Here is a 10,016-nt window from a genome sequence, read left to right as displayed (position 1 = left end):
ACTGGCGCGCAGTTTGGCTGACAGGGAGACTGGCATGGAAAACTGGGATGAAGTCCGCACCGCCTATCAGGTGGCCCGCATGGGCACCGTCAGCGGCGCGGCCGAAGTGCTGGGGGTGCATCATGCCACGGTGATCCGCCACATTGACGCGATCGAGGCGCGGCTGGGGGTGAAGCTGTTCCAGCGCCATGCCCGCGGGTATACGCCGACCGAGGCCGGGCAGGACCTGTTGCGGGTGGCGCAGGCGACGGATGATCAGTTCAGCCAGCTGGTCGGGCGGCTGAAGGGGCAGGGCGATGATGTCTCCGGTGAGCTGGTGGTGACCTCGCTGGCGTCGTTCGCGCCGATGATGGTGCCGGCGCTGAAGGAGTTCCAGGACATGCACCCGGGGCTGATCATCCGCTACCTGACCGGCGACCGGCTGTTCCGGCTGGAATATGGCGAGGCGCATGTGGCGGTCCGCGCGGGCAATGCCCCGGATCAGCCGGACAACGTGGTGCAGCCCTTCATGCAGCAGCAGATCGGGCTGTATGCCGCCAAGTACTATGCCGAAAAATACGGACTGCTGAAGGGGGTGGAGGATATCCCCAATCACCGCTTTGTCGGCCAGGACGACGAGAGCAGCCGGGCACCGTTTTCGCGCTGGCTGCGGGCCAATGCGCCGGCTGAGGCGATTGCCTTTCGCTGCACGGATGGCTTTACCCTGAAGTCCGCGGTGCGCAGTGGTGCGGGGATCGGTTTCATGGCGGCCTGGGAGGCGCGGCAGGAACCGGATCTGGTGGAGATGATGGCACCGCAGGAAGAATGGGCAGGCACTCTGTGGCTGGTCACCCATGTGGACCTGCACCGGACTACCAAGGTGCAGGCCTTCCTGAAGTTTCTGAAGGAGCAGGTCAAGGATTGGCAGCTGTGAGCGAGGCGCTGCGCGGGCATCTGGCGATGCTGATGTTCTCGGCGCTGGTGGCGGGGTCGTTTTCGCTGGGCGTCATGGTGGCGAATGAAATCGCGCCGGCGGCACTGAACGCGGCACGGTTTGGCATTGCGGCAGTGGTCATTGGTGCAGCGGCGATGGCCACCACCGGACTGCGGCGCGCCCATTTCCGCGCGCCGTGGCGGTTTGCGGTGCTGGGCGGGCTGTTCGGCGGGTATTTCGTGCTGATGTTCTACGGGCTGCAGACGGCGGCGCCGGTCAGCGCGGCGGCGGTGTTCACGCTGGTGCCGGTGATGAGTGCGCTGTTCGGCTGGCTGCTGCTGCGCCAGATCACCACCCCCTGGATGGCCGTGGCGCTGGCGCTGGGCGCGGCCGGGGCGGTCTGGGTGATCGTGCGCGGCGATCTGGGCGCGCTGGCGGCGTTCGAGATCGGCCAGGGCGAGATCATCTATTTCTGGGGCTGTGTGCTGCATGCCATCTACACGCCGATGGTGCGCAAGCTGAACCGGGGCGAGCCGGCCGTGGTCTTTACCTTCGGGATGCTGCTGGCGGGCGGCGCGCTGCTGGCAGCGTTCGGCTGGCAGGACATCCTGGCCACCGATTGGATGCAGCTGCCCGGCATTGTGTGGATCGGCCTGTTTTACCTCGCAGTCTGTGCCAGCTCTGCCACCTTTGTGCTGCTGCAATACGCGACGCTGCGGCTGCCGTCGGCCAAGGTGATGGCCTATACCTACCTCACTCCCAGCTGGGTGATCCTGTGGGAGATTGCGCTGGGCCGCGGCACGCCGCCGGGGATGGTGCTGATCGGGGTGGCGATGTCGGTGGTCGCGCTGGTGATGCTGCTGGAGGGCGCGCGGGAGCAGCAGCCCGCGTAAGGACCGCGGCGCTGGGCCGCTTGACGGAGGTCAAGGCGGCCGCGGCTGGTGCAGCTACCATGGCAGACGCAGGAAACGCGCTCAGGTAACAAGGAGCGTGACATGTTCAAACACATCCTGGTCCCGGTGGACCTGCGGCTGCCCGATCCGGTGTCCAAGGCGCTGGACCTGGCGATGGAATTAGCCCGGATCGAAGGTGCGCGCCTGACCCTGGTCAATGTGTACGGCGGCACTCCCGAGGAGACTTACTCCCATGGCGCGGCTCAGGAAGTCATGACCTCGCTGGCCAGAAAGATCGAGAGCAAGATTGCCGGGAAGGCCGGCGGGGTCAAAGTGGAGGGCATCACGGTCCACTCCAACGACGTCGCGGCAGAGGTGGACGGCATCCTGGCCCGCACGGTGGACGAGACCGGCGCCGATCTGGTGATTGCCGGCAGCCATGCGCCGCGGCTCTTGGATTACATCACCACCTCCCATGCCGGGTATCTGGTGCGCCATTCCAAAGCGTCGGTGTTTGTCGTGCGCTAACTTTCGGGCTGGGTGTTTTCGGCGTTCAGCTCGGCTTCGAGGAAGCGCTCGAAGGCATCCAGGTTCACCGGCTCGAACTGGCCAAAGCCCTGCATCCAGACCGATGCCGCGCGCATGGCGTCGGGCTGCAGCTTGCACCATTTGACCCGGCCGCGCTTTTCCTGGGCGATCAGGCCCGCGCGGGTGAGGATCGTCAGGTGCTTGGAAATCGCCGCCAGCGACATCTCGAACGGTTCCGCCACATCGGTGACGGCCATGTCATCCTCCAGCAGCATGGTGAGGATCGCCCGGCGAGTCGGGTCGGCCAGGGCTGCAAAGACAATGTCGAGAGGATCGCTCATGCCTTCACTCCTATCCACAGCGCGGGGATTTGACAATCTGCCCTGAGCCGTCATGGTAGCGCCTTTCAGGCGCGGAGATTGATGGCATGGCATTGAAGTACTGGCTGGTGATTTTCATCCTCGGCATCGGCTGGGGCATGTCGTTCATGTTCAATGCGATCCTTTTGCGCGAGCTGGGGCCGCTGTCCGTCTCGATGGGCCGGGTGGGGTTTGGCGCGCTGGGCTGCTGGATCTATGTGCTGGCGGCGCGCAAGCCGGTGCCCGCGGCGCCGGGGCGCTGGCTGGCTTTGTTCGGCTTTGGCGTGCTGAGCTATGCCGGGCCTTTTGCATTCTACGCGCTGGGCCAGCAGCATATCGCCAGCGGCGTGGCCGGGATCGTCAATGCCACCACTCCGGCGATGGCGGTAGTGGTGTCGCATTTCTGGCCCGGCGGCGAGCGGGCGACGGTGCTGAAGTCGCTGGGGGTGCTGTGCGGCTTCCTCGGTATCGTGCTGCTGTCGCTGCCGCTGTTGCAGGGCGGCCAGTCGTCGGAGGCCTGGGCGGTGCTGATCACCCTGTGCGCGCCGTTGTGCTATGCCTTCTCGGTCAACATCGCGCGCAGCTTCAAGGATATGGAGCCGGTGGTGCTGGTGGCGATTGCGCTGACCGGCGCCACCGCCGCGATTGCGCCGCTGGCGATCTGGAGCGAAGGGCTGCCGCATGTCACACGGATGGAGACCTGGGCCTCGCTGTTTGTGATCGGCTTCGTGCTGACCTCGGCGGCGTTCATCGCGTTTTATTGGGTGCTGCCCAAGGTGGGGCCGACCAACATCACCCTGCCGACGCTGATCGCGCCGGTCTCGGCCCTGTTCCTGGGCACCTATATCCTGAAGGAACAGCTGCTGGCGGAGCATCTGTGGGGCATGGCGGCGATCCTGCTGGGGCTGTTGCTGATCGACGGGCGGATCGTGCGAATGCGGCTGCCGCGGCGGCCTGTCCGCTAAAATCAACCTTTCGGTTGAATATGGAATCCCGGGCGGTTTGGCGCTAACGGCGGCTGCGGCACGGCGGCGCGGCCTTCTCTGTTGCTGTTTTGCTTGTTTATTTTCAATGCCTTAAACTGAATTTGAATCTTCAATCCTTGTAATTGACTCCTTAGCCCCTTGGCCTTAGCACCCTTCACAGAAATTCACGTGAGGATGGCGCCCGTGACCGACGACGACCAAAAGCAGCGCATGGCGCAGCTGGAGGAGAAGCTGGCGGCGGCGCGTAAGGCCCAGGAGCCCAAGCCGCGCGTGGATGAGCATTATTCGATGGCGAACCTCGCCTGGCGGATGGTGATCGAATTGGTGGCCGGTCTCGCGATCGGCTTTGGCATCGGATACGGGCTCGACCTGCTGTTTGGCACGCTCCCGATCTTCATGGTGCTGTTCATACTGCTGGGGCTTGCGGCCGGGGTGAAGACGATGCTTCGCAGCGCGCAGGAGATCCAGGACAAGAAACTGGCCGATGAGGCCGAAAAAAATGCGCAAGACCGGGACTGATCCGACGGGATCGGCTGCCGGCGACAGGAGAAGCGGACCGATGGGCAAAATTTTCTTTTTCGCAGTTCTGGCACTGGTCGTAGTGTCGGGCCTGATTTTCGCTCCGGCGGAATCAAAGCTGGCGATCCACCCGATGGACCAGTTCATCGTGAAGCCGCTGTTCGGCGGTGACCACGTCTCCTGGTACACCCCGACCAACGTGACCCTGTGGATGGGCCTGGCGGTTCTGGCCGTGTTCGCCCTGCTGGTGCTGGGCTCATCGCGCCGCGCCATCGTGCCGGGCCGCACCCAGTCGGTTGCGGAACTGGCCTATGGCTTCATCTACAAGATGGTTGAAGACGTGGCCGGCAAGGACGGCGTCAAGTTCTTCCCCTACATCATGACCCTGTTCATGTTCATCGTGATGGCCAACTTCCTGGGCCTGATCCCGATGTCCTTCACCACCACCTCGCACATCGCGGTCACCGCGATCCTGGCGGCGCTGGTGTTCTTCACCGTGACCATCGTCGGCTTTGTCAAGAACGGCGCCGGTTTCCTGGGCCTGTTCTGGGTGTCGAGCGCGCCGCTGGCGCTCCGCCCGATCCTGGCCATCATCGAACTGATTTCCTACTTCGTGCGCCCTGTCAGCCACAGCATCCGTCTTGCTGGTAACGTGATGGCTGGCCACGCGGTTCTGAAGGTGTTCGCAGGTTTCGCTGGCGCCCTGGGCCTGTTCAGCTTCCTGCCGATCTTCGCGATCACCGCAGTCTACGCCCTCGAAGTTCTGGTGGCCTTCATCCAGGCCTACGTGTTCACCATCCTGACCTGCGTGTACCTGAAGGACGCACTGCACCCGAGCCACTAAGGCCAGGATCTGAAAGCTAAGCGGGCGGCGCCCTGACGGGGCCTGCCCACCCTAGAAATCACCACATTCCATCGTAAGGAGAGAAATCATGGAAGGCGATATCGCACAACTCGGTCAGTTCGTCGGCGCAGGCCTGGCAGCAATCGGTTCCGGCGCAGCCGCAATCGGTGTGGGCCACGTGGCTGGCAACTTCCTGGCAGGCGCTCTGCGCAACCCGTCGGCAGCTGCCGGCCAGACCGCAACCCTGTTCATCGGCATCGCGTTTGCAGAAGCACTGGGCATCTTCTCGTTCCTGGTCGCTCTGCTGCTGATGTTCGCCGTCTAAGACCTTAGGAACCTATTTCCTTACGGCCGGGCAGTGCGGCTTGATCCTGCACTGCCCGGTGTAACGGCAAGTTCCCAAGGAGGACGACATGGCATCTAATACGCAAGACGCAGCACACGGCGCGGCAGACGCAGCGCACGGGTCTGCTCCGGGCATGCCTCAGCTGGACTTCTCGACCTTCGGGAACCAGATCTTCTGGCTCGCGGTTGCCCTGGTCGTGATCTACCTCATTCTGTCGCGCGTCGCGCTGCCCCGCATCGCTGCGGTGCTGGCCGAGCGTCAGGGGACCATCACCAACGACCTCGCCGCGGCTGAAGACCTGAAAGCCAAGGCTGTCGAGGCCGAAAACGCATATAACAAGGCTCTGGCGGATGCCCGCGCAGAAGCTCAGCGCATCGCTGCTGAGACCCGCGCAGAAATCCAGGCCGGGCTGGACGAGGCCATCGCCAAAGCAGACGAGCAGATCGCTGCCAAGGCTGCCGAGTCCGAAAAGGCGATCGCCGAAATCAAGGCCGGCGCGCTGGAAAGCGTCAAGGCTGTTGCCACCGAGACCGCAGAGGCGCTGGTGACCGCGCTGGGCGGATCGGCAGACAAAGACGCAATTGCTTCGGCAGTTGCACAGCGGACGAAAGGATAAGGACATGCGCAATATTCTCGCTCTTGCCCTGACCTTTGGCGCGGCCGGCCCGGCGCTGGCTGCAGAAGGCCCGTTCCTGTCGCTGGGCAACACCGATTTCGTTGTTCTGCTGGCTTTCCTTCTGTTCGTCGGCATCCTGCTGCTGGCCAAGGTGCCGGGTCTGCTGGGCAACCAGCTGGACAACCGTGCCGAGGCCATCCAGAAGGAACTGGACGAAGCCCGCGCGCTGCGTGAAGAGGCCCAGACCATTCTGGCGTCTTATGAGCGCAAGCAGCAGGAAGTTCAGACCCAGGCCGATCAGATCGTGGCTGCCGCCCGTGACGAGGCTGCCCGTGCAGCGGAAGTTGCCAAGGCGGATCTGGAAACCTCCATCGCCCGCCGTCTGGCGGCTGCCGAGGAGCAGATCGCTTCGGCAGAAGCTTCGGCTGTGAAGGAAGTTCGCGACCAGGCAATCTCGATTGCTGTTGCCGCAGCGGATGAGGTGATCTCCAAGCAGATGACCGCGGCCGAGGCCAACAAGCTGATCGACGCCGCCATCGCGGATGTGGACGCCAAGCTGCACTAAGCTCTGGCCGATACAGACAAGGTAAAAGAACCCGGTCCGAGTGGCCGGGTTTTTTGTTTTTGGCAGGGGTGTTCTGAGCCAGTTTTAACCGATGCTGTGAAGGTCTTAACCGGCAGCTATGGGAAAACGATTTAAGTGGGAAAAACACTTTCCGACTGAAGCACACGCGTTCCAGAGACGATAAGCAACCCAAGCATTATCCAGCTCCTCCGGTCAAATCCTCAGCAAGCATCAGGGCGTTGCCGTCGGGGTCGTAGAATGTTGCGGTCTTGACCATGCCTTCGACGACATCCGTTTCGCCATCAAATCTGACCTTGGCCTGTTCCAGTTTTTTCCGGGCAGAGTCCAAATCCGAGATCCCGAAGACTGGTACGCAATTGCCGGGCACGGGCTGGGTGTGTTCGCCAAGGCCAATAGCGACACCGGGCGTGTTCGTCTGAAGCTCGGACCAGCCTGCATCATCAGCATGGTAGAGCAGTTCAAATCCAAGCATGGCCTCGTACCACTTTGCGCTTGCATGGCGATCCTTGACTGACATTGCGATGGTGATGGTGTGGTCTACGGAAACAAGTGGCATGGGCTTTCCCTATGAATAAAAATATACTAACTATATTTTATGGACATTGGAATGCTTGTCAACATCACTTCAAGGGCTTGGGCAATGCCCATACTGTCGAATCTGCATTCAGGTGTCGTAGGGCGGCAAGCTCCGCTACTGGCTGCGACCGGTGCAAGCAGGACCGCCTTTGGGCAAAGTATGGACCATTTGATCGAACTGGGCCTGGTTGAACGAAACCCTGGTTACGGTCATCCGCTGCGCCCGGAATTCCGGCTCACACAGTTGGGGGGGGCGGCCGCGGCCATCGCCAATAGGATCCACAGTGTTTCTGCAGAGGAAGACAGGCCACTGCTGCGCCGGTCATGGACTGTGCCGGTTCTGACTTCGCTCCACACACCGAGCCATTTCAGCGACATCAAGCGACACCTGCCGTCGATAACAGATCGGGCGTTGTCGCAGTCACTGAAATCAATGGAAGCAAGGAACTGGGTGTGCCGCCGCGTAGATGGAGCCGCCCGCCCGCCCAAGTCAATCTATAGCGCGGTGAACACGGGCGGTCTGATAAGCCAGGTCACTGCACCTGGAATCAGCTTCCAGTAGCAGGACCGGCCGTTCGAAAAAATACGACGGAAGTCTGGTACGTCCGGCATATCGGTCATTAAACTTCATCGTCACCCCTTGCCTGTCTCATGCTCCAGCCGCTGCTTTGCAACTTCGGCGTTGCGCTCGGCGCGCTGGTGGTCGGTGAGGGCCTGTTTGACATAGTCCAGATGCGCCTCGACCGCGGTGCGGGCGGCCTGCGGGTCGCGGGCCTGCAGGGCGGCGTTGATGGCGCGGTGCTGTTCCAAGAGCGCTTCATAGGTGGTGTGCTGCTGGAACATGATGCGGCGGTTGTAGAAGACGCCCTCGCGCAGGAGGTCGAACATCGATCGCATCATGTGCAGCATGATCACGTTGTGGCTGGCGTCCATGATGGCGGAGTGGAACTGCGCGTCGAGCTTGGCGGCTTCCTCGGAGGTGGCTGGATTACCGGCCGCCTCCATCTTTTCAAAGATCGCCTGGATCACCTGCAGGTCGTAGTCGGAGCCGAAGCGGGCGGCGCGTTCCGCGGCCAGCCCTTCCATGTCGCGGCGGAAGGAGAGGTAGTCGAACACCGCCTCGTCATGGGTGGCGAAGAGCTGGATCAGGGCCGGCGAGAAGGCGGAGCCCAGAACGTCGGCGACAAACACTCCGGAGCCGGCCTTGGACGCCAGCAGGCCGCGCGCCTGGAGCTCGCCGATGGCATCGCGCAAGGACGGGCGGGAGACGCCCAGCCGCTCTGCCAGTTCGCGTTCGGCAGGCAGGCGCTCGCCCGGCGAAAGAATACCGCGCAGGATCAGCTGCTCGATCTGCTTGACGACGGAGGCGGAGAGTTTTTCGGGCTGGACTTTCTGAAACGGCATCTTGGCGCTCTTCTGAATTGGTCAAAACATATGACCACGCGCGAGAGGCAGCTGCAAGGGCGGGCAGGGATCACGATGGCTGTAACAGTAGGTCAGCATTGTTGACTTTGTTTTGCACTCTCCTACCGTGACCCTAGATCATACGCGAGGAGAGAGGCATGCAGCTGAACCAGATCTTTGCCACCCGGAATGCGCGGATGAAGGCGTCCGAAATCCGCGAGCTGCTGAAGCTGCTGGATCAGCCGGACATCATCTCCTTTGCCGGCGGCATCCCGGACCCGGCGCTGTTCCCGGCGGAGGAGTTTGCAGAGGCCTACCAGGCGGCGCTGACGCCGGAGCGGCAGGCTTTGGCGCTGCAGTATTCGGTGAGCGAGGGCTACCTTCCGTTGCGTGAGTGGATCGTGCGGGAGATGGCGAAGATCGGGATTGTCTGCGAGGCGGATAATGTGCTGATCACCTCCGGCTCTCAGCAGGCCCTAGACTACCTGGGCAAGCTGTTCCTGTCGCCTGCCGACACTGCGCTGGTGGGCTGGCCGACGTACCTGGGGGCGCTTGCGGCGTTCAACGCTTATGAGCCGCGCTATGACCGGCTGTCACTGAAAGGCAACCGCACGGCGGAGAGCTATGCCGAGGGCGCGGCGGAGGCGGGCAGTGCGGTGAAATTTGCCTATCTGTCGCCGGACTTCGCCAACCCGACCGGGGAGACGCTGGACCGCGCCGGGCGGCTGCGGTTGCTGGAGCTGGCGGACACGCTGGACTGCGCCATCATTGAGGACGCCGCCTATCAGTCGCTGCGCTATGACGGGGAGCCGGTGCCGCCGGTGCTGGCGCTGGAGCTGGAGCAGAAGGGCTCGATCGAGGATTGCCGGACGGTCTATTGCGGCACCTTCAGCAAGACGCTGGCACCCGGGCTGCGGATCGGCTGGGCGGTGGCGGCCAAGCCTGTGATCTCGCAGATGGTGCTGCTGAAACAGGCGGCAGACCTGCATACGTCGACCATCAACCAGATGGCCGTTCATGGTGTTGCCGAAGCCTGTTTTGACGCGCATGTGGAGCAGCTGCGCGCGGTCTATCAGCGCCGCCGGGATGTGATGCTGGCGGCGCTGGAGGAACACATGCCGGAGGGGGTGGACTGGACCCGGCCCGAGGGCGGCATGTTTGTTTGGGTGACGCTGCCGGAGGGGATGAACGGGGCGGACCTGCTGGCGCGGTCGCTGGAGTCGGAGAAAGTGGCCTTTGTCCCCGGGCAGGCGTTTTTTGCCGATGGCAGCGGTCAGAACACGATCCGGCTGAGCTTCTCCAATTCCAACCATACGGCTATCGAGGAAGGGATTGCCCGGCTGGGGCGGCTGTTGCGGTCTGTCTGAGGCCGGACAGCCTGCGGCTGGGCAAAACACCGCCGGAACCTGCGGGTTATCCACAAGATATGGTGTGGTTTGAACAGAA

At 62.8% G+C, this 10,016-nt stretch carries 14 protein-coding genes; 11 read left to right on the top strand and 3 right to left on the bottom strand.

The window, feature by feature from the left end:
• Positions 1–34: 34 nt before the first annotated feature.
• The 3 genes from AC4HIX_RS17185 (at position 35) to AC4HIX_RS17175 (ending at position 2,334) form a co-directional block, all read left to right on the top strand.
• The gene (locus AC4HIX_RS17185) at positions 35–913 is read left to right on the top strand and encodes a LysR family transcriptional regulator (protein ID WP_490399867.1); all 879 of its coding nucleotides are present in this window, start codon (positions 35–37) and stop codon (positions 911–913) included.
• Complete coding sequence (locus tag AC4HIX_RS17180) at positions 910–1,806, top strand: DMT family transporter (protein WP_475053078.1); 897 nt, start codon at positions 910–912, stop codon at positions 1,804–1,806. The genes AC4HIX_RS17185 and AC4HIX_RS17180 overlap by 4 nt, the downstream gene beginning before the upstream one ends.
• Positions 1,807–1,908: 102 nt before the next feature.
• Entirely contained in the window at positions 1,909–2,334 is a 426-nt protein-coding gene (locus tag AC4HIX_RS17175; RefSeq protein ID WP_475049153.1) for a universal stress protein, read from the top strand.
• Here AC4HIX_RS17175 and AC4HIX_RS17170 read toward each other — a convergent pair.
• Entirely contained in the window at positions 2,331–2,675 is a 345-nt protein-coding gene (locus AC4HIX_RS17170; protein ID WP_490399866.1) for an ArsR/SmtB family transcription factor, read from the bottom strand. The two genes, AC4HIX_RS17175 and AC4HIX_RS17170, sit on opposite strands and share 4 nt — an antisense overlap.
• A gap of 86 nt (positions 2,676–2,761) precedes the next feature.
• Here AC4HIX_RS17170 and AC4HIX_RS17165 point away from each other — a divergent pair, with 86 nt between their 5' ends.
• The 6 genes from AC4HIX_RS17165 to AC4HIX_RS17140 all read left to right on the top strand — a co-directional run bounded on the left by AC4HIX_RS17165 (position 2,762) and on the right by AC4HIX_RS17140 (position 6,569).
• Positions 2,762–3,658: a DMT family transporter gene (locus tag AC4HIX_RS17165; RefSeq protein WP_490399865.1), complete on the top strand. Its 897-nt coding sequence runs from the start codon at positions 2,762–2,764 to the stop codon at positions 3,656–3,658.
• 204 nt (positions 3,659–3,862) lie between these two features.
• A complete protein-coding gene (locus AC4HIX_RS17160) occupies positions 3,863–4,198 on the top strand; it encodes an AtpZ/AtpI family protein (RefSeq protein WP_490399864.1) in 336 nt (111 codons plus the stop codon).
• Between the two features lie 40 nt (positions 4,199–4,238).
• Positions 4,239–5,042: a F0F1 ATP synthase subunit A gene (locus tag AC4HIX_RS17155; protein ID WP_027235612.1), complete on the top strand. Its 804-nt coding sequence runs from the start codon at positions 4,239–4,241 to the stop codon at positions 5,040–5,042.
• Between the two features lie 88 nt (positions 5,043–5,130).
• On the top strand, positions 5,131–5,367 hold the full coding sequence (locus tag AC4HIX_RS17150) for a F0F1 ATP synthase subunit C (protein WP_008553903.1): 237 nt from the start codon (positions 5,131–5,133) through the stop codon (positions 5,365–5,367).
• An 88-nt stretch (positions 5,368–5,455) separates the two neighbouring features.
• Positions 5,456–6,004 carry a F0F1 ATP synthase subunit B' gene (locus AC4HIX_RS17145; protein WP_259958056.1) on the top strand — a complete coding sequence of 183 codons (549 nt, stop codon included), beginning with the start codon at positions 5,456–5,458 and terminating at the stop codon, positions 6,002–6,004.
• 4 nt (positions 6,005–6,008) lie between these two features.
• The gene (locus tag AC4HIX_RS17140; protein ID WP_475049162.1) at positions 6,009–6,569 is read left to right on the top strand and encodes a F0F1 ATP synthase subunit B; all 561 of its coding nucleotides are present in this window, start codon (positions 6,009–6,011) and stop codon (positions 6,567–6,569) included.
• A gap of 196 nt (positions 6,570–6,765) precedes the next feature.
• Here the strand turns inward: AC4HIX_RS17140 and AC4HIX_RS17135 are convergent, their stop codons facing one another.
• The gene (locus AC4HIX_RS17135) at positions 6,766–7,146 is read right to left on the bottom strand and encodes a VOC family protein (RefSeq protein ID WP_490399863.1); all 381 of its coding nucleotides are present in this window, start codon (positions 7,144–7,146) and stop codon (positions 6,766–6,768) included.
• A 39-nt stretch (positions 7,147–7,185) separates the two neighbouring features.
• Between AC4HIX_RS17135 and AC4HIX_RS17130 the strand changes: the two genes are divergently transcribed.
• Positions 7,186–7,728: a winged helix-turn-helix transcriptional regulator gene (locus AC4HIX_RS17130; RefSeq protein ID WP_490399862.1), complete on the top strand. Its 543-nt coding sequence runs from the start codon at positions 7,186–7,188 to the stop codon at positions 7,726–7,728.
• A gap of 71 nt (positions 7,729–7,799) precedes the next feature.
• On the opposite strand, the gene AC4HIX_RS17125 is transcribed toward AC4HIX_RS17130, so the two are convergent.
• Entirely contained in the window at positions 7,800–8,570 is a 771-nt protein-coding gene (locus AC4HIX_RS17125) for a FadR/GntR family transcriptional regulator (RefSeq protein ID WP_475049170.1), read from the bottom strand.
• A gap of 158 nt (positions 8,571–8,728) precedes the next feature.
• Between AC4HIX_RS17125 and AC4HIX_RS17120 the strand changes: the two genes are divergently transcribed.
• Positions 8,729–9,937, top strand: coding sequence for an aminotransferase-like domain-containing protein (locus AC4HIX_RS17120; RefSeq protein WP_490399861.1), 1,209 nt, complete (start codon positions 8,729–8,731; stop codon positions 9,935–9,937).
• Positions 9,938–10,016: the final 79 nt, after the last annotated feature.

Source organism: Leisingera sp., assembly GCF_982940295.1.
Note: the sequence above shows the minus strand (reverse complement) of the source record. Positions and strands in the feature narration are given on the sequence as shown.

Excerpts from the sequence above, each read along its gene's own strand:
- AC4HIX_RS17185 (WP_490399867.1), top strand. The coding sequence starts at position 35 with ATGGAAAACTGGGATGAAGTCCGCACCGCCTATCAGGTGGCCCGCATG.
- AC4HIX_RS17175 (WP_475049153.1), top strand. The coding sequence starts at position 1,909 with ATGTTCAAACACATCCTGGTCCCGGTGGACCTGCGGCTGCCCGATCCG.
- AC4HIX_RS17170 (WP_490399866.1), bottom strand. The coding sequence starts at position 2,675 with ATGAGCGATCCTCTCGACATTGTCTTTGCAGCCCTGGCCGACCCGACT.
- AC4HIX_RS17165 (WP_490399865.1), top strand. The coding sequence starts at position 2,762 with ATGGCATTGAAGTACTGGCTGGTGATTTTCATCCTCGGCATCGGCTGG.
- AC4HIX_RS17155 (WP_027235612.1), top strand. The coding sequence starts at position 4,239 with ATGGGCAAAATTTTCTTTTTCGCAGTTCTGGCACTGGTCGTAGTGTCG.
- AC4HIX_RS17150 (WP_008553903.1), top strand. The coding sequence starts at position 5,131 with ATGGAAGGCGATATCGCACAACTCGGTCAGTTCGTCGGCGCAGGCCTG.
- AC4HIX_RS17145 (WP_259958056.1), top strand. The coding sequence starts at position 5,456 with ATGGCATCTAATACGCAAGACGCAGCACACGGCGCGGCAGACGCAGCG.
- AC4HIX_RS17140 (WP_475049162.1), top strand. The coding sequence starts at position 6,009 with ATGCGCAATATTCTCGCTCTTGCCCTGACCTTTGGCGCGGCCGGCCCG.
- AC4HIX_RS17135 (WP_490399863.1), bottom strand. The coding sequence starts at position 7,146 with ATGCCACTTGTTTCCGTAGACCACACCATCACCATCGCAATGTCAGTC.
- AC4HIX_RS17130 (WP_490399862.1), top strand. The coding sequence starts at position 7,186 with ATGGACATTGGAATGCTTGTCAACATCACTTCAAGGGCTTGGGCAATG.
- AC4HIX_RS17125 (WP_475049170.1), bottom strand. The coding sequence starts at position 8,570 with ATGCCGTTTCAGAAAGTCCAGCCCGAAAAACTCTCCGCCTCCGTCGTC.
- AC4HIX_RS17120 (WP_490399861.1), top strand. The coding sequence starts at position 8,729 with ATGCAGCTGAACCAGATCTTTGCCACCCGGAATGCGCGGATGAAGGCG.